Source organism: Antarctobacter sp., from assembly GCF_034670325.1.
GTDB lineage: Bacteria > Pseudomonadota > Alphaproteobacteria > Rhodobacterales > Rhodobacteraceae > Antarctobacter.
Genome location: NZ_JAXMNR010000010.1, coordinates 40,364 through 58,604, shown reverse-complemented (window position 1 = coordinate 58,604; position 18,241 = coordinate 40,364). Strand labels below are relative to the sequence as shown.

The following is an 18,241-nucleotide window of genomic DNA, read 5'->3' as shown; positions in this document are numbered from 1 at the left end:
CGCAAACGGGAACCGCCGGGGACACCTGCGCCAGCGAAGCGGGGCGAGACATGCGACGACTGTATCGGACAAAGGACATCGGGTTGGCGGGCGTGCTGATCCGTGCTGCCGCATTGGCTCTGTTCTGGCTGACACCCGCCGCCCAGGCACAGGATTTCGTCCCGACCGAGTTTGAGCTACGATTGTGCGACGCGCGGCGGACCTGGGATGTTCTTGAGGCAGAGGTCGGCGATCTCCGGACACTGCGATCCCAAAGGGCCATGACCGCCGATGACGCCGACCGGCTGGTCGAACTGTCTCAGGCCGCTCATGCGGCCAAACTGGCCTTTGAGGCGATGTATTTCAAACCGGATGGCACGGCCTTTTTCATGGCCACCGAAGATGACGTTGACCCGGTGAAATACGCCCGCTTCGACCGCTGGCAGGTCTGGTGCCTCAACCTGACACCGAGCAAGACGCCGTCGGATGTCATGGGGCTCAGGACGGGCGTTTTCTACAAGATCACGCTGTTCATGCCGCAGGCGGCGGACTTCGCGAAATCGCAGGTCGTCGTGTTCAGCGGGCGCAAGGAGGTATTCGATTTCAGCCGCGCGCAGATATCGGGGCGGGCGACGTGGCAGACCACCTTTTACGAGGGCCCCGCCAGTCATCAGGTGATCAAGGCGGTCCTGTGGAAGGTCGAGGACGGCGTATTGGATTATCGCGCCATCGACGTAGGGCAAACGGATGCCGATGGGCGTTTTGCCTTGGTGTTGCCAATCCGGTCTTCGTCCAGTGCCAGCAGGTTGTTTCAAAAGGACATCGCGCGCGGGCTGATCAGCGGGTTCTTTCCTGACGGGTTTATCCCTCCGGCAGGTGACCCGCAGGCGGCGGCGCTCAAGGCGCTGGCCAAGGAACTGCCCCCCAAACGCGATTTCACCAAGTTCTCGATCCAGAGCGTGACCAAGCTTTATGCCGTCTGGAAGGATGCTCAGTGGATTCAGTCGGGGAAGCCGGGCGCACCCAATCTGGACCAGTGGCGGCGCAATCATGCCACGGGGCGGGACAACATCAACGCGCTGGCGATGCTGATCGACGTGGCGACCTCACCGGCCACCGCCCATGCGCAGGTCGCTGACGCGGCGAACAATTGGTACAAACGGCTGACCGGCAGCCCGCTGCCCGGCGTCACCGAGATGACGCCCGCAGAAAAGGCCGACCTCAAGACATATTACGCGCAGGTCTGGGACCACATCGGGTTGACGAAGTTCGTCGCCGAACACGGTTGTTTGCCGGACGAGGATGACATCAGGGGGCTGATCGAATGACCGGTATACGCATGACCACTGTGGCTGTCTGGCGCGCCTGCGGGATGCGCCTGTTGGGCGGGCTGCTTGCGCTGGGGTTGAGCGCGGGTGCCGCCCTGTCGCAGCCCGTCTTGGACGCCGCCGGGACAGAGGATTTCCTGACCGGCTATCTTGCCAATGACCTTGGTCTGGGCGGCGCGTCGGTTGTCGTCGAGGACCGGACCGTGCACATCGCGCTGGGCTTTGCCGATGTGGCCGAGGATGAGGTGGTGGGCAAGCTGGCGCTGGTTCTGCTGACGGCTGGGGCCGCCGCCCACTGGACCGATACGGTTCATGTCACTGGCTATGATCTGGCGTCACCGTTGTTTTCCATGCATGTGCCGACCGCCGCCATCACGGCTTATGTCAATGATGAGATCACCGGCGCGGACTATCTGGCGTCCTGGGTCTTTGCGGGGCTGGACAATCCGCCAGCGGGGGATGCCGCCCCGCCCATCGTTTTGCCGCCCTCTGGTGACACACATGTCTATGCCTACAACTGGCAGGGCTGGAACCGCGCGAATTGGGGTCGCTATCATGTGCTGGGGGCGGGCTGGCATCCGGCGGGGGGGGAAAAGCGCAGTTTCCTGATCTTTGACCTGTCAGGCGTTGATCTGGCCAAGGTGCGCCGGGCCGAGTTGCGCCTCTATCATTATCACACGTCCGGGGATACCGCGCAGCCTTTGGGTGTCTTTCGGGTCGTCGAGGCGTGGCAAGAAGGGCGCGGCACCTACCAGCCCGCCACCCCCGCGCGGGTGGGCGAGACAACATGGGAACACCAACCGGCCTTTGACCCGCGCCCCGTGGTCCGGCTGGACCTGCCGCGCCCGCCAGAACGTCTGATCAAACTGGATGTTACGTCGCTGGTTCAGGGCTGGGCCTCTGGTCTGCCCAATCGGGGACTGATGCTGGGCACGCTGGGGCGTCCGGGACCGGACACACCCGAGGCGATGTACGGTTTCTATGCGCGTGAACACCCGGACCCGGACAAACGGCCGGTTCTGGTGCTCTATGCGGATGCGGGCGCGCCGGAACAGGTGGTTACGGCGGAACCTTCGCACTGGGTGGTGATCGACGGAACCATCTCGGGGGATGCGGTGACCGACTATGAGCTGGAATTTGACGGTGACATCCGTCAGGTTGACGGACCATTAGAGGGGTTTGTGGCGACCGCGACAGGTGACGACCGGATCCTTGGCGATCGGGTCATGGGCCGGGTCGGGAATGGCATTGACGGCTTTCGAGTGACGGGCACGCTGCGGACGCTCACGCTGTCGGCACCCGAGGCGGCGCGTGTTGTCATGGATGGCAAACAGATATGGGCCCCGGTTCCGGCCTCGGCCGCGCCAGAGGCCTATGATGAACCGGCGCGCGGATCGGCAGAGCGCAAGGCGATCATCGACGCGGTGCGCGGGCCGGTGTCCGCCGAGATCGGCACGGCGCTGGTCTTTGACGTCGCACGCCTGCGCAGCGACGGTGCATGGGCCTTTCTGGAGGCCACGCCGCTGTTGCCCGATGGCAGCAAGGTGGATTGGAGCAAGACACCCTTCGCCAATGCCTGGGCGCATGGCATGTTGTCCGAGACCATCTTTGCGCTGCTCTATCATGATCCCGGCGGTTGGCGCGTGGTGGATCACGTGATCGGGCCAACGGATGTCTACTGGTTGAATTGGGTCGAACAATTCGGCCTGCCGGTTCCGGTGTTTTACGACCCCTGACCGGCCTCTCTGCCCTTGGCATCCGGGCAGGATGTGGCATTCTGCGCGCCATTGTCATCGACGTGGGCCATCGCCCGCCAACGGAGCGCCGGGATGGACAAGCTATCCGTCATGAACGCCTATTGCCGGATCGTCGAGCGGGGCAGCTTTGTCCGGGCGGCAGAGGATCTGGGCGTGTCCTCGGCGCTGCTTAGCCGCGAGGTCAAGCTGCTGGAGGAAAGCCTTGGTTGCCTGCTGCTGACGCGCTCCACGCGGTCGATGTCGCTGACCGAACAGGGGCGGCACTATTACGAGGAATCGCGCGCGCTGCTGCGCGCGGTCGGTGAGGTCGAGGACCGCATCCGCGCCGGGGTTGGCAGCGTGCGCGGCCACCTGAGGATCAATGTGCCCTCGTCCTTTGGCCAGATGGTGATTGCCCCCATGCTGCCCGGCTTTCTGGAGCAATTTCCCGATCTGCGCTTTACCATGTCGCTCGACGACCGGGTGGTGGACATGGTCGAGGGCGGGTTCGACCTGTCGATCCGCATTCGCCCGACCTTGCCGGATTCGGCGCTGATCGTGCGACGTATCGGTCACGTGCGGCAACGGATATTTGCGGCCCGGTCCTATCTGGACCGGGCCGGAATGCCGCAAGGGCCTGCGGATTTGACCCGGCACCGATTGCTGGGGTTCATGATGGCCGACCACCTGACACGCTGGACCCTGACCGGCCCCAAAGGTGACACGGTGCTGGATATCGACCCGGCGGTCCGTGTCGGCAACAGCCTTGTCCTGCGGGATCTGCTGATCGCAGGGCAGGGGATTGGCACCCTGCCAGACTTCGTCTCTGACGATCCCGAAGCGCGCGGGTTGCTGGTGCCTGTCCTGCCGGACTATGAATTGCCGGGGCCAGAAGTCTTTGCCGTCACCGCCTCACGTCTGGGCATGGATGCGCGGGTGAATGCCTTTCTTGAACATCTGCAAAAGGCGATGGGCGACAAGACAGGTGGCCGTCCCTGATCATTTGAATGGACGCCGGTGGTGGTCGCGGTCGCCCAAAGTTTGCGGGTCACGGTTATGGCGGTTCGGGCGATCTTGGCTTAGGGCTATACGAACGTATACCCAAGGAGCATACCCATGACCCCGTCAGTGCGCCCAGCCACTCTTGTCGATCTGGACATTCTGGCTGATCTGCTGCTGCGCGATGCAGAGCAAAGGCAGGTCGCCGATCCCATTTTGTGGAAACTGAAGGCCGACGCCCGCGACCAAATCGTCTCGGCCATCAAAAGAGCGATGGAGAGTGAAAACCCGCCGTTTCGCCAACAATGGCTCTTGGCCGAGGCGGATGGCGCTGTGGTTGGGGTGATCCACACGATCCTGTTGCCGGTGCCGCCGATCTACGCGGGTGAATTCGGGGCGCCGGGGTTGATCATGGAAGACAGCTTTGTGTCCGACGACGCGCCGGATGGCACGCGGTCTGTGTTGCTGGATGCGGCAGAGGCCGACCTTGTCGGCGCCGGGGCAAAGGTTCTTGTGGCGTCGTCTGTCGTCGGTGGCGACTGGGCGCAGGACTATCAGGCACGCGCCTATGACTCGCTGACGCTGTATCTGGCGCGGTCTGGTCTGCGGGATGCCCCCGCCGTGACGTCCGTGCGCAAGGCGTCCGATGCGGATGTGACCGCGATTGTGGGCCTCAGCGCAGATCACAGGCAGATCCTGTTGGACCTGAATACTTTCTGGAAACCCCATCCCGACGCGGATACCCGGTTTGGCAACTGGATGGTCCGCAGCCTGACGTTGCCGGATCGCGACATGTTCGTGGCCGACCCGGAAGGAGAGGTTGAGGGCTATGTCATCTCACAACCCGCGACGGCCCTGCATTTCCCGCCCGCGCATGACATTGCCGCGACCGGGTTCATCGACGACTTTCACCATACAGACCTGCATGATCCGACCCGCCTTGACGGTTCCGGAACCGGCGCGTCAGATCTGTTTGCTGCGGCAGAAGGGGCGTTGGCCAAACGGCAGAACGATACGGCGCTTGTCGTCTGTCCCGCGGCGTGGACCTCGAAAAAGGATCTGCTTGAATCCGCAGGGTATGAGACCGCTCTGGTCTGGTACATCAAACGCTAACCGGGGCGTGCATTCTTCAACCAGCGTAAAGAATGACTTGAGAACGGGCCGGTTATTCCCGGCCCCCGTCTGACCGATCTTCTGCATATCGCAATGCAACGCAGGAAAGATCCCATGACCCGCATTCTTGTTCTTTACTATTCCAGCTACGGCCACGTCCGCGATCTGGCCCGCGCCGAGGCTGAGGGCGCGTTGAGCGTGCCCGGCACCCATGTCGATATTCGCCGCGTGCCTGAAACGGTGCCAGAGCCGGTGCGCCACTCGGCGGGCTATGTCGCGGATGCGACCCCGGTCGCGGCCCCGGCGGATATGACGGCCTATGACGGCATCATCTTTGGCACCCCAACCCGGTTCGGCCTGATGGCGGCGCAGATGAAACAGTTCCTTGATCAGGCAGGCGGACTTTGGGCCAGCAACGCGCTGGTCGGCAAGGTGGGGGCGGTCTTTGCCTCGACCGGATCGCAGCACGGCGGGCATGAGGCGGTTTTGCTCTCCGCGCATATCCCGCTGATGCATTTCGGAATGCTGATCGCCGGGCTGCCCTACACCTTTGCCGGGCAGACCTCTGCCGAGGGTATTCTGGGTGGCACGCCCTACGGGGCTGGGACCATCGCCGGGGCGGACGGTTCCTTGATGCCCACGGCGACAGACCTTGAGGGCGCGCGGTTTCAGGGCGCGCATGTGGCGCGGATCGCGGCGCGCATGGCGGCGGGTGCGGCGCGGGAGGCGGCGGCATGACCCTGTTCGCAAAGCCCGGAAACCCGTCGCCCCGGACCGCCCGCAGGCAGTTGCACGGCATGTCCGACCACCTTCTGCGCGACATTGGTTTGAATCCGGATCCGACGCCGCCGCGTGTTCCGCACCCGCACCTTTGGTGACCTGACAGGAGACCCGACATGACCCGCACGACGGATATCGTTCTTACAGCGCTTGCCCCGGCCATCTGGGGCAGCACCTATCTGGTCACGACCGAGGCTCTGCCGCCCGGCCATCCGGTGACCCTTGCCATGCTGCGCGCACTGCCCGCTGGCCTGCTGTTGCTGGCCGTGACGCGCTGCCTGCCGCCGCGCGCGTGGCTGGGGCGGACCTTTGCGCTGGGCGCATTGAACTTTGCGCTGTTCTGGGTGCTGCTGTTCGTGGCGGCCTATCGCCTGCCCGGGGGTGTGGCGGCGACGCTGGGCGCGTTGCAGGCGATGATGGTGATCGGCATGGCGCGCGGCTGGCTGGGCACGCCTATCCGCGCGGGTGCGGTGATCGCAGCGGCCTGCGGTATTGCGGGGGTGGCGCTGTTGTTGCTGGGGCCGGATGCGTCGCTTGATCCATTGGGTGTGGCCGCCGGACTGGGCGGGGCGGCCTCTATGGCGGCGGGCACGGTGCTCACCCGCAAGTGGCAGCCGCCGGTCCCGGCGCTGAGTTTTACCGCGTGGCAATTGACCGCCGGAGGACTGATCCTTGTGCCCCTTGCGCTGTTGCTGGAGCCGCCATTGCCGGCGCTGACCATGCTCAATGTTGCCGGTCTGGCATGGCTTGGCCTGATTGGCGCGGCGGCGACCTATTGGCTGTGGTTTCGCGGCGTTGCAAGGCTGGAGCCGGGGGCGGTGTCCATGCTGGGCATGATGAGCCCGGTGGCAGCCGTCATTCTGGGCTGGCTTTGGTTGGGTCAGGCGCTGACGGTTGTCCAGTTGGCCGGGGCGGTGATTGTGCTGGGATCGGTCCTTGCCGGTCAGTTTGCCAATCGTCCGGGCGCCGCAAGATCACTGGAATCGGTGTCCCTTGGCCGTGTGGCGACATGCAGAAACGGGTGACGCGGTGAGGGGCCGCGCGATGCCGTGGCGTTCATCGCAGATCGGCTGGCCCATCTGTTGTTCCCTTGTCCCTGCATTATTCGGTCCAGGGACCGGTGCCGGGCGACGAAAACGTCGCCCGGCACCTTGGCCGCGCTTGTGATGGGTCTTCGCCATCTATCCTGAGACGAGCACCTCTGGACGTTGAAACCGGAGCAAGGAGAAATCACCGTTCAAGGCACTCTCCAGCCCGGCGGCCCGCGCCATGGACCATGCCAAGGCAAGGTTGCTGCCAAAGACCGGCAGGCCCAATTCCCGCTCAAGCGGTCCGATCACATCGAGGGTCCGCAGGTTGGTGCAGGACAGAAAGATCCCGTCCACATCGCCTTGGCGGGCGACCTCACGCGCGGCGGCCATCACACTGTCGGCGGTGATGCGCGCCACATTTGCCTCCACCTCTTCGCCGAAATGGACGGCGCGCGTCACCCGCAAATCGTCGGTTTCAAAGGCGTCGCTGACCGGCTGCGCCACATCCGCCCGGTAGGGGGACACCAGCCCCAGTCTGCAAATACCCAGGTGTGCGCAAACCGACCGCGCCGCGCTGAGCGGATCGCAGACCGCATCGGTCCGGCGGCCCGACCGGATCAGCTCCGCCACCTGGTCGACGCCGATCAGCGTTGTGCCAGAGGTGCAGCCATAGCCGACCGCCGCATAGCGCGGACTCTGCGGCAGCATCGACGCGGCCTCTGGCAGGTCCAGCGCCATCTGCGCAATCATCGCGGGCGTCACGGCGGCCCCCGCGCGTACGCGGCTGACATAGATTCTGACGGCGCTGTCACCGAACAGCCGAAGAATGTCGCCCTCGATCGTTTCATCCGTCTGCAGGACGATCAGGCCCATGACGGGCGCTCCGGGGGCCGACAAATCATAGGGAAAGTTGCTCATATCTCGATCTCCGGCAACGCGCAGGGGGCGCGGGGCGACAGCAATTCCGGACCGTCGGCGCGCAGGACGATGTTTTCTTCGTGTACCATGATCTTGCCCGGCGCGATCTCGACCGATGGCTCTAGCGTCAGGACCATGTTTTCGCGCAAGACGGTGGTGTCGCGGTCGGTGAACGAGGGCCATTCGGTCAGCGTCACGCCCAACCCGTGCCCCAGCCGCCCGCCACAGGGGGTGGCCCCCTGCGCGGTCAGACTTTCTGTCAGCAGACGGTGCGCATCGCGAGCGGTCATGCCGGGCCGCAGGTGCGCCAGCGCCTGTTCCGTTGCCTCATACAGCGCCGCCTGCGCCCGGCGGGCAGCACCGGACGGCGGGCCGATGGCAAAGTTGCGGTCGAAATCGCAGAAGTACCCTGCCTTCACCGCGCCGGTGTCCAGCATCAGGATATCGCCGCGCTGCAACGGGATCGGCTGCGCCGGAGAGATCACATCGCCATAGCCGCCCGGACCCGCGCCGCCAGCAGTATAGCTGACCCAATCCGCACCGGCCTCCAGCAGGGCGGCCTGAAAGTGCCGGAACACGGTGTCCAGCCGCCGGTCGCTGGCGACGATGGTCGGCACGGCATCAAAGGCACGCCCGGCGATGGCGCAGATGGTGCGGATTGCGGCGATCTCCTGCTCTGACTTGATTTCACGCACCCGTTGCACGGTGTCGGTGGCATCGACAAAGGCGCGCGGTGCCAAGGCGGCACTCAAGCGCAAGTAGTCGCCCAGCGGCATCCGCAGGCTGGTCTCCAATCCCATTGGCAGACCGATGCGGCCATGTTCGGGGACCAGACCGGCCAACGTGTCGGTCAGCAGACCGATGCCGTCATCCACCGGGTCCGGCGCGGGCCATGTCAGGATGTCGCCCACATGACATTCTGCCATCAAAGGCGCGCCAATCTCGGGGATGACCGCCACCGGCGCACCGGTGTGCGGCAAGATCACGAACCACGGTCGTGCGGGGCTTTCCCAGAACCGGGTCAGAAATCCGGTGAGGTAGAACACATCGGCGGGCGAGGTCAGCAGCAACGCGTCCTGTCCCGCGTCGGCCATGCGCGCCTGCATCGCCTGCCAGCGGCGCGCGTATTCGCCTGTGCCAAAACCGGGTCGCGCGTCAGCCATCTTCGGGCCCTTCGCTCAGCACCGCCAACACCCGCGCCTGTGGTCCGATCCCGGGCAATCCGGCGATCAGCGCGGCCAGCCCCGCCCCGCCAGAGGGCGTGGTGGCAAAGCCGTGCCGGTCCAGCAGGGCGACGCCTGCGTGCGCCTCGTCCTCGGAGATGGTCACAAAGCTGTCGGCGTCGCGGGACAGGCCCGCAAGCGCGATCATCGACGGCGTTTTGCAATCCAGCCGCCCCATGCAGGACACCGGGCCGGGGGCGGTCACCGCCTGTCCGGCGCGGATGCTTTCGATCAACGCGGGGGCGGCCTCTGGTTCGACCACGATGATCTGCGGTTCGTCGCCCCAGGCGGCGCGGAAATGCGCAGCCAGTGCGGCGGCCATGCCGCCCACGCCCGCCTGCAACAGGATATGGCTTGGCGGGGCGGGCATTTGCGCAACGGCCTCACCGGCCAGTTGCAAATATCCCTCCATCACCGCCAGCGGCGGGTCGATGTAGCCCTGCCATGAACTGTCGGACAACAGAGTCCAGCCGTTGTCCGCAGCGGCCTGTTGCGCGGCCTCCATGCTGTCCTCATAGGTGGCACCTGCGCGGACGACCTCGGCCCCCTTGGCGCGGAGCCGTTCGGCAAAGGCCTCGGGTACCGTCTGGGCCAGATAGATCACGGCGCGCGCGCCAAAGACCGCTGCCCCGGCCGCCACAGACAGGCCGTGGTTTCCCGCGCTGGCCGCGACATAGGTCTGGCCCGGTGCGGCGTGTTCGGCCCCGTTGGCACTGGCGTCCTTGGCAATCGCATATGCTGCGCCAAGCGCCTTGAAACTGCCCAGGCCCATGCGTCCGCTTTCGTCCTTGATATGCAGGGCCGCCACGCCACAGGCCTGCGCCAGATCGGGTGCGGATCGCAGCGGTGTCACGCCATGTTTCGGGCACTGCTCCAGCAGGGTTGCGACCGGCGCCGGATCGTCCTTGGGCATCGGCCAGTCCGTCAGAAGGCCGGTGCCCCGGATGGGGTTGGGAAAACTCTCGGGCATGGGGCGGCCTCCGGTGACAATGGGATGACCCGCCGAGCGTAGGCGCATTAGAAAGGGCGCGCAAACCACGTCACCGGCAGTCTTGGGGCTGAATTCGACCTGCGCGGCATACGGGCGCTTTGCCCTGCCTTTTTCGGTGTCCGTTGCGCCAATGTGGTTGGCCGGACGGAATGGGCCACGCGCGGCGCGATAGATCTGAAGGCCGCGGTCCCGCCATCATCGGTCTCTGCCCGGCGACCAAGGATAAGATCCTAAAGGATTGGTCGCATGACGCAGGCAAAATGACTGGTGAACCGTTGGCGAATTCAAGCCCGTTTCGCCTCAGGCGGGCTTTGTCGCGACCGCGCTGATGAACAGAATCGCCCCGAAAAACGTGCCGTTGGTGATGCGCCGCGTGGCTTCGGTCTGAAACGCCTCTGACAGGTTTTGCCCGATCTCTGCGGCCTTGGCGGCGGCGTTAACGCCGCGCGAAATCAGTGACCGGAGATAATCCGCCCGCTGCGTCTGGACAAAACCATGTGCGGTGCACTGCGGCGGATGAAACCCCGCATCCTCCATTAATGCGGGCAGTCGGCGCATGATATAGCAATCGTGGATCAAGTTGCGCTGCGTCGCCGTCATCGCCGCCTGTAGCGGGTCGCCGTCAAACAGCGCGACGGTGTTTGTGGCATAGTCCCCGTCAAAGACGGCCAGCGTGCCGCCGGGTTTCAACACGCGAAACGCCTCTGCCAGTGCCGCCGCAGGATCAGGGAGATGAGAGTAGACCGTATGCGCGACCACCAGATCGAAAACCGCGTCCGACTGCCGAGTGTCCGCGGCGTCCCCGGTGGCAAAACGCAGGCCGTCCCGACCGTGAAAGCGGGCGCGCGCACGGACCAATAGTCCCTCAGAGGGGTCGACGCCGGTCAAATGGGCGGGAGAGGTGGCTTGCAACAGCGCCTCGGTACTGGCCCCGTTCCCGCACCCGATTTCCAGCACCCGAGCGCCCGGTCCCGGCAGTCGCCCCATGTAACTGGCGCAGATTTCCTGCATGGCTGGATCTTTGGCCCGGTCGTCCATCGACGCGGCGATGGCGTCAAGGACGGCCTCCGGTTGTTCGGAAATGCTTAGATACAGATCGGTCATGAAATGCCCCCGTTGGGGGCAGTCTAACGCGAACAGCGCTTTTGTGATACGCCCACGCGCGCAGGCAGGCCGTTATCTCAGGCCGTTTCTGTCTGCTCCTCCAGCAGGCAGGCAACCTGTCGACCGTTGCGTGTCACCAACGGCGGTCGGATATGGGCGCAATCGGGGATACGTTTGGGGCATCGCGACTGAAACAGGCAGCCCTTGGGCAGATTCATCGGGCTGGGCAAATCGCCGGTCAGAATCTGCGGCTGCGTGCGAACGCGCGGGTCTGGCACCGGCACCGCTGACAGCAAAGCCTGCGTATAGGGGTGGCGCGGATCGTGGACGAGGTCGCGCGCCGGGGCCATTTCCATCATGCCGCCCATGTACATCACCAGAATGTCGTCCGAGATGTGGCGCACCACACCCAGATCATGGGCGACAAAGATCAGCGTGAGACCCATTTCGGCCTGCAAATCCTTGAGCAGGTTGATCACCTGCGCCTGAATCGACACGTCCAAGGCCGAGACCGGCTCATCGCACAGCAGGATCTGAGGGCGCGCAATCAGCGCCCGAGCGATACCGATGCGCTGGCACTGACCGCCGGAAAACTCATGCGGAAAGCGGTTCATGTTGCGCTGCGGGATGCCGACGCGGTCCAGCATCTCGACCACTTTTTGCCGGCGCTCATTTGCCGAAAGCTCGGGGCAAAAGTAGATCAGAGGTTCGGCCACGATCTCACGGATCGTCATGCGCGGGTTGAGCGAGGCCATCGGATCCTGAAAAATCATCTGCATCCGACGGCGCAGGCGCTGCATCTCGGCCCGGCGGCGATAGTCGATCTCTGCGCCCTCCAGCGTGACGGTGCCGCTGTCGCGCGGACCCAGTCCGGCGATGGCGCGGATCAGGGTGGATTTGCCGCAACCGGATTCGCCGACCACGCCCAGCACCTTGCCCGGCATCAGGTCAAAGCTGACACCGTTGACCGCATGCAGGCGACCGGGCGGGGACCACGGAAACCGCTGCCCCTGACGGTGCGGGAAAGTGACGTGCAGGTCGCGGACGGAGAGGATTGGGTTGGTCATGTCAGGTCCTCCACCGGGCGGATACAGGCGCGCCCGCCTTGCAGGGTTGGCAGGGTCCGGTGGCATTCGGCAATTGCATCGACACAGCGTGGCGCAAAAGGGCAGGCTGTGGGGGCGTCGGTCTGGTTCGGCGGGCTGCCGGGGATCGCCGACAATTCAGCGTCGTCGTCGGTGATCCGCGGCACGGCGCGCAGCAAGCCACGCGTGTAGGGATGGCCGGGCGCGTCAAAGATCGACAGCGTCGGCGCGGCCTCCATCATCCGTCCACCGTATAGCACCATGGTATCCTCGCAGAACCCGGCGACCACACCCAGATCATGGGTGATCAACAGAACGGCGGTGCCCATGTCGCGCTGGATGTCGTCCAGCAGCGCCATGATCTGCGCCTGAACGGTCACGTCCAACGCGGTGGTCGGCTCATCCGCAAGGATCAGGCGCGGTTTGCAGATCAGCGCCATGGCAATCACGATCCGCTGCCGCATCCCGCCCGAGAACTCATGCGGATACGCCTTCAGCCGGTTCTTGGCATCGGGGATCTTGACCGCGTCCATGACCTCCAGCGCGCGTTTGCGCGCGTCGCTGCGGCTGGCTCCCTCATGCAGGGTGACCACCTCACCCAATTGGCGTTCGATGGTCATGTAGGGGTTCAGGGAACTCATCGGATCCTGAAAAATCAGAGCGATTTCCTTGGCGCGCAGGCGGTTCAATTCGGAGGTGGGCAGTCCGATCAGGTTGCGCCCGTTGTACAGGATGTCGCCCTCGACCTCGGCGTTGCGGGCGAGCAGCCCCATGATGGCCAGTGCGATCTGGCTTTTGCCCGATCCGCTTTCGCCCACCAGCGCCAGTTTCTGCCCCTGCGCCATGTCAAAGCTGACATCGTTGACTGCGTGGATCTTGCCGTCGCCGGTGCGGAAACGGATCTTGAGGTTCTGTACGGACAGCAGGGTCATCGGCGATCCTTGGGGTCGAGGGCGTCGCGCAATCCGTCGCCGATGTAGTATAGAGACACCTGAGCGATCACAAAGAAGGCGGCGGGATAACCCAACTGCCACAGGGTGCCGAACGTCATGGTCTTTGCCCCTTCGGAAATCAGCGCGCCCCAACTGGTGTTCGGTTCCTGAATGCCGACGCCCAGAAAGGACACAAGGCTTTCGGCCATGATGACCTCCGGGATGACAATCGAGGTATAGATCACGATCACCCAAAGGATATTGGGGGCAAGGTGTTTGAAGATGATGGCGAAATCGCTCATCCCCAGCATCCGGGCGGCATCGACGAACTCGCGGTTCTTCAGCATCATGACTTGACCGCGCACGATCAGCAGACCGGCGGTCCAGTTCACAAGGATGATCACAATGATCATCTGCGTCAGAGAGCGGCCAAAGAAGGCCTGCCAGACGACGAAGAAGATGATGTAGGGAATGGAAATCCAGATCGTGTAAAAGCCGACGATGATCTGGTCCAGCCGCCCGCCAAAGTAACCCGCCAGCGCGCCCAGCGTGGCCCCCAGCAGCACCGCCAGAGGCCCGGCAACAAAGCCCACCATCAGCGACGTGCGCGACCCTTGTACCACGCGGGCGAACAGATCACGGCCCAGTTCATCGACGCCGAAGTAGTGGCCGTTTTCCCAGTTCGGCCCGCCCTCTGTCTTGATCAGGCCAAGCAGGTTCCAGTCGATCTCTTCATAGCTCCACTGTGCAAAGGCGTGGCCAAAGACGGCAAACAGCAACAGCGCCACCAGCATGAAGATCGAGAACACGGCCAGCCGGTGGCCCAGAAAGCGGCGGCGTGCGTCGGCCCAGAAGGACCGCGATACGATCATCTCTTCGGCGACGGTTTGGGCGAACTCTTGGGAATTCAGGCGTTTCTTGGCGTCTGTCACAGGTTGCTCCGCACCTTGGGGTCGATCCAGGCGTACATGAGGTCAAGCAATAGGTTCAGCGTGAAGGTCAGCAGGCTGTACAGCACCGCAAGGCCCAGCAGCATCGCATAATCGCGGCTATAGGCCCCGTCGATAAAGTCTTGCCCGATCCCGCCGGTCGAAAAGAAGACGTCGATAAAAACCGAACCGGTGATCATGTAGACAAAGACCGGCCCCATGTAGGTCAGCGTCGGCAGCAGCGCGGGTTTCAGCGCGTGCCGCCAGATGATGGTGCGCTCCGGTAGCCCCTTGGACCGCGCGGTCAGGATGAAGGGCGCGTTCAACACCTCTAGCAAGGAGCCTCGCGTCAGGCGTGCAACACCGGCCATATAGGACGTCCCAAGTGCAATCGCCGGCATGACGATGTATTCCCATTGCCCGCCGTTCCAGCCACCGCCGGGCAGCAATCCCCATGACAGGGTGAACAGCAGCACAAGGATCGGGGCGAGGACGAAATTCGGAAAGATCTGGGAAAAGATGGCGAGGCCCGTCATCGTGTAATCCCAGAAGCTGTTGTGCCGCAGCGCCGCGACGATCCCCAGCGGGATGCCCAGCACCAGCACAAAGACCGCTGACCAGAACCCATAGGTCAGCGTCACCGGAAAGCCCTGGGCGATCACGTCGTTCACCGTCCGGTCCTTTTGGCTGAAGCTGGGGCCAAAATCAAAGTGGAAGACGATGTTCTTGATGTAGGTCCAAAGCTGGACATGCAGCGGCTGATCCATCCCGTAGCGTTCCAGCACGTTCTGCATAACTGCGGGCGGCAAGGGTTTCTCAGAGGTGAATGGCCCGCCGGGGGCCAGCCGCATCAGGTAAAAGGAAAAGATGATCAGCACCAGCAGCGTCGGAACGACCGTCAGGATGCGGCGCAGGGTGTAGTTGAACATGAAGGGTCCAGTGCAAAGGGCGTCGGGCGCGAAACCCCGTCCCGGGCCTGACCCGGGACCTCTTGCCAGCAGCAAAAGGCCCCGGATCGGCGACAGGGCAGAGACCCCGGATCAGGTCCGGGGCGGTGGGCCGTCAATTGGCGCTGTCGTGCCTATTCGGCGACCTTGTAGAGGTCCTTTGCGTACCATGTCTGTTCGACGTTGTTGATCGGCCAGCCCTGGATCGCGTCGCTCAGCATGATGTTGGTCGAGTAGTGGTAGATCGGGATCACCGGCATTTCGTCGGCGAGGATCGCCTCGACCTCGGCATAAAGCGGATTGGTGTCCTGCGAGGATTTCGCCTCTGCCATCAACTCATCCACGCGGGCATTGCTGAACTTGCCGTCGTTGTAGCCCGACTGCGAGGTCAGCAGGTCAAGGAAGGTCGACGCTTCGTTGTAGTCGCCGCACCATGCGCCGCGCGCCAGCTCAAAGTTCTGGTTGCCGCGGGTTTCAAGGAAAACCTTCCATTCCTGGTTTTCCAGCGTCACCTCGACGCCCAGCTTTTGCTTCCACATCTGGCTGGCCACGATGGCGATCTGCTGGTGGCTCTCGGACGTGTTGTAGAGATAGGTGAACGACAGTTTTTCGCCGTCCGGGCCGTAACCGGCCTCTGCCAGAAGTTCCTTGGCCTTCGCGTCGCGCTCTGCCTGGGTCATGTTGGCGTAGGCGACCTCGGGGATCTCGAACCCGTCGGTGGCACCGGGGGTAAAGGTATAGGCCGAGAACTGGCCGCCTTGCAGCACACGATCGACGATCACATCGCGGTCCAGCGCATAGGACAGCGCTTGACGCACGCGGACGTCCTGAAACGGCTCTGGCCCGTTCTTGACATTGAAGGTCATGTAGTAGTTGCAAAGACGCGGCAGGGCATAGGCCTCTGTCGGGAACTCTTCTTTCAGGGTCGGGTACTGGCCCGAGGGGATCTCTGTCTTGTCGACCTCACCGGCGCGCCAGCGGGTCAAGCCCTGCGCGTCGTCGCCGATGACCAGTGTCACAACCTTGTCGAGCACGGTCTTGTCATTGTCCCAGTACATCTCGTTGCGCTCACGCACAGAGCGTTCCTTGGGGACGTGTTCGGTCAGGACATAGGCACCGTTGGTGACGATGTTCTCGGGGCGCGTCCACTCGGACCCGTGTTCGTCGATCACCCATTTAGGCGAGGGGAAGGTGGTCGCATGGCTGACCATCTTGGCGAAATAGGGCAGCGGCTGCGACAGTTGCACAACCAGCGTGTGATCGTCAGGCGCCGAGACGCCCAGATCGGTGATCGGCTTTTCGCCCGCGATGATGGCGGCGCCGTTCTCGATCGACATCAGTTCCATGTACCACGCATAGGGCGAGGCCAGCTCAGGTTCGACCGCGCGCTGCCATGCGTAGACAAAGTCACCGGCGGTGACGGGGGTGCCGTCCGACCACTTGGCATCGTCGCGCAGGGTAAAGGTGTAGGTCTTGTTGTCTTCGCTGACGGTGTGGCTAAGGGCGACGCCGGGCACGATCTCGCCCTCGGCGTTCTGGTTGTAGAGACCTTCGAACAGGTCGCGCACAACCTCGGAGCCGTTCACATCCTCGACCACCTGCGGATCGAACGACGAAAACTCGTCCAGCACCCGGTAGGTAAAGACCTGCTCGGCGGCAAGCTGCGTGCCATCGGGGACATCGGCGGCAAAGGCTGCAGTGACCAGCGTGGTCGACAACAGCATCGGAACAATCGCGGAACGAATTTTCATGGTTCTCCCCTTGGTTTGATGATTTGGCCGAAGCGTGCCTCAGTTGACCGCCGAAGCAAAGGCTTTTCTCCGGTGGTCGTGGCACGTCGTCGGGTCAACCATAAGGGGTGTGCCTCGGCGAAAGAGATCGGACTCTGTCTTGGCAAGAAACCGCGTCTATATGTGGTGGCCGAAAATGGTATCCGGGCCGACTATGCCGGGTCGCAAATCAGTGGGATATTGGCCAAGTTGGCCCAGTAGGCGGCGACATCCGGCATGTTTTCAATCATGAGGATCAAGGCCACGGGCCCTGATTCCGAGCGAGTAAGTCCAAGTGCCAAATCGGGATGCGATTGAGGGGTGAAGAAGAGAATTTCGTTGTTTCGTAAAGGATTATCAGGGGTCGCTAAAATGGTGAAAGCCTTGTCCGCAAGCTTGGCCATATTGTCCGGAAGGTCTGCGTCTGGCTGTATCGGCAAAGCGGCCTGACCGGGGCGGAAAATTGCGATCAGAACCTCTTCGGCTGCGTCGATCAGGTGGGCAATCCGGTCAGTGACGGCGCTGTCAAACGGCGTCAGCCCCAGTTGATGCAGGATTGCCGGGCAGGTCAGCCCTGTCTGCGCCGGATCGGGTGCGGTTGCGGGTGGGGCAGTCGAAAACGTGATGATTTGCTCCCCCGGGAACGCCTGCGACAAGAGCGCCGAAACCGGTCCGATATCCGCCGCCAGCAACGAACGACTCAGCAGGTCCGTGGACCCCGCGCGCAACCTTGGGGTGATGTCGATCAGGCGGATCAGGTTTCCAGCGGCGGCCTCCAGCACCAGCAGCGGGCCAGAACCGTCAAGGATCGTCAGGCTGCGGGGCGCAACGCAGGCCGCGACCGTATCCAGCACCGCGCCAAGCGCCTCTTCCGGTGTTGCGGCCTCAACCCTGCGGCCCGAAGTGCCGAGCGCTGCCGCCTTGGACAGGAGGGTGGCAAGATCGGCGGGCAGAGCGTCCCCGGTCATTCCACAGGGTCCTGCTGAAAGAGGTCCAGACCAGTCGCGCAGGCCGCGCCAAGGTCCGCTGACGGCCCGAACAGCCCGCATAACACCTCTGCCGTCTCAACGGGCGATTGCAGAAAGACCCGGCTGCCGGTGGGGCCGGACAGGATGGCGGTGCCGGACGCGGGTAAATCGCCAGCAAAGAGCGACCGGGCCAAATCGCAAAGGTGATCGAGCCGTTCCTGCCCGAAATGCACATCGCTGTTGGACATCAACACCGTGCCCGTCGACAGATCGACCAGCATCAAAAGCTCGCAAGTGGCAAAACCGGCGCGAAACCGGGTAAGATCATCATGGGTCATGGGGCCGCCCTCACGCCCCAGTCATGCCCTGACGTCCGTTAATTTCGCCTTACGACTGGCCCGATTGCGAT

General features: G+C 63.6%; 18 protein-coding genes. 7 read left to right on the top strand and 11 right to left on the bottom strand.

Features of this window, described 5'->3' with window-relative positions:
• The first annotated feature begins 50 nt into the window (after nt 1–50).
• The 7 genes from VOI21_RS20935 to VOI21_RS20905 all read left to right on the top strand — a co-directional run bounded on the left by VOI21_RS20935 (nt 51) and on the right by VOI21_RS20905 (nt 6,960).
• A complete protein-coding gene (locus VOI21_RS20935) occupies nt 51–1,307 on the top strand; it encodes a hypothetical protein (RefSeq protein WP_323771913.1) in 1,257 nt (418 codons plus the stop codon).
• Nucleotides 1,304–3,043: a DNRLRE domain-containing protein gene (locus VOI21_RS20930; protein WP_323771912.1), complete on the top strand. Its 1,740-nt coding sequence runs from the start codon at nt 1,304–1,306 to the stop codon at nt 3,041–3,043. The genes VOI21_RS20935 and VOI21_RS20930 overlap by 4 nt, the downstream gene beginning before the upstream one ends.
• 93 nt (nt 3,044–3,136) lie before the next feature.
• Nucleotides 3,137–4,042, top strand: coding sequence for a LysR family transcriptional regulator (locus tag VOI21_RS20925; protein WP_323771911.1), 906 nt, complete (start codon nt 3,137–3,139; stop codon nt 4,040–4,042).
• 117 nt (nt 4,043–4,159) lie between these two features.
• Entirely contained in the window at nt 4,160–5,155 is a 996-nt protein-coding gene (locus VOI21_RS20920; RefSeq protein WP_323771910.1) for a hypothetical protein, read from the top strand.
• Between the two features lie 114 nt (nt 5,156–5,269).
• On the top strand, nt 5,270–5,893 hold the full coding sequence (gene wrbA / locus VOI21_RS20915; protein WP_323771909.1) for an NAD(P)H:quinone oxidoreductase: 624 nt from the start codon (nt 5,270–5,272) through the stop codon (nt 5,891–5,893).
• Nucleotides 5,890–6,033 (top strand): DUF1127 domain-containing protein, encoded by a 144-nt coding sequence (locus VOI21_RS20910; RefSeq protein WP_323771908.1) that lies wholly within the window; start codon nt 5,890–5,892, stop codon nt 6,031–6,033. Before wrbA ends, VOI21_RS20910 begins: the two co-directional genes overlap by 4 nt.
• Before the next feature lie 18 nt (nt 6,034–6,051).
• Nucleotides 6,052–6,960 (top strand): EamA family transporter, encoded by a 909-nt coding sequence (locus VOI21_RS20905; protein WP_323771907.1) that lies wholly within the window; start codon nt 6,052–6,054, stop codon nt 6,958–6,960.
• A 156-nt stretch (nt 6,961–7,116) separates the two neighbouring features.
• On the opposite strand, the gene VOI21_RS20900 is transcribed toward VOI21_RS20905, so the two are convergent.
• From VOI21_RS20900 to VOI21_RS20850, 11 genes are all read right to left on the bottom strand, one after another.
• Nucleotides 7,117–7,884 (bottom strand): Asp/Glu racemase, encoded by a 768-nt coding sequence (locus tag VOI21_RS20900; RefSeq protein WP_323771906.1) that lies wholly within the window; start codon nt 7,882–7,884, stop codon nt 7,117–7,119.
• On the bottom strand, nt 7,881–9,047 hold the full coding sequence (locus VOI21_RS20895; protein ID WP_323771905.1) for a Xaa-Pro peptidase family protein: 1,167 nt from the start codon (nt 9,045–9,047) through the stop codon (nt 7,881–7,883). The genes VOI21_RS20900 and VOI21_RS20895 overlap by 4 nt, the downstream gene beginning before the upstream one ends.
• Complete coding sequence (locus VOI21_RS20890) at nt 9,040–10,077, bottom strand: pyridoxal-phosphate dependent enzyme (protein ID WP_323771904.1); 1,038 nt, start codon at nt 10,075–10,077, stop codon at nt 9,040–9,042. Before VOI21_RS20890 ends, VOI21_RS20895 begins: the two co-directional genes overlap by 8 nt.
• 321 nt (nt 10,078–10,398) lie before the next feature.
• The gene (locus tag VOI21_RS20885; RefSeq protein WP_323771998.1) at nt 10,399–11,238 is read right to left on the bottom strand and encodes a methyltransferase domain-containing protein; all 840 of its coding nucleotides are present in this window, start codon (nt 11,236–11,238) and stop codon (nt 10,399–10,401) included.
• 41 nt (nt 11,239–11,279) lie between these two features.
• The gene (locus VOI21_RS20880; protein ID WP_323771903.1) at nt 11,280–12,269 is read right to left on the bottom strand and encodes an oligopeptide/dipeptide ABC transporter ATP-binding protein; all 990 of its coding nucleotides are present in this window, start codon (nt 12,267–12,269) and stop codon (nt 11,280–11,282) included.
• Nucleotides 12,266–13,219, bottom strand: a complete 954-nt coding sequence (locus VOI21_RS20875) for an oligopeptide/dipeptide ABC transporter ATP-binding protein (RefSeq protein ID WP_323771902.1) — start codon at nt 13,217–13,219, stop codon at nt 12,266–12,268. Before VOI21_RS20875 ends, VOI21_RS20880 begins: the two co-directional genes overlap by 4 nt.
• Complete coding sequence (locus VOI21_RS20870; RefSeq protein ID WP_323771901.1) at nt 13,216–14,151, bottom strand: ABC transporter permease; 936 nt, start codon at nt 14,149–14,151, stop codon at nt 13,216–13,218. The genes VOI21_RS20875 and VOI21_RS20870 overlap by 4 nt, the downstream gene beginning before the upstream one ends.
• A complete protein-coding gene (locus VOI21_RS20865; RefSeq protein ID WP_323771900.1) occupies nt 14,148–15,077 on the bottom strand; it encodes an ABC transporter permease subunit in 930 nt (309 codons plus the stop codon). Before VOI21_RS20865 ends, VOI21_RS20870 begins: the two co-directional genes overlap by 4 nt.
• A 152-nt stretch (nt 15,078–15,229) precedes the next feature.
• The gene (locus tag VOI21_RS20860) at nt 15,230–16,846 is read right to left on the bottom strand and encodes a peptide ABC transporter substrate-binding protein (RefSeq protein WP_323771899.1); all 1,617 of its coding nucleotides are present in this window, start codon (nt 16,844–16,846) and stop codon (nt 15,230–15,232) included.
• 191 nt (nt 16,847–17,037) lie between these two features.
• Nucleotides 17,038–17,832 carry a hypothetical protein gene (locus VOI21_RS20855; protein ID WP_323771898.1) on the bottom strand — a complete coding sequence of 265 codons (795 nt, stop codon included), beginning with the start codon at nt 17,830–17,832 and terminating at the stop codon, nt 17,038–17,040.
• Complete coding sequence (locus tag VOI21_RS20850; RefSeq protein ID WP_323771897.1) at nt 17,829–18,170, bottom strand: hypothetical protein; 342 nt, start codon at nt 18,168–18,170, stop codon at nt 17,829–17,831. Before VOI21_RS20850 ends, VOI21_RS20855 begins: the two co-directional genes overlap by 4 nt.
• Nucleotides 18,171–18,241 lie beyond the last annotated feature (71 nt).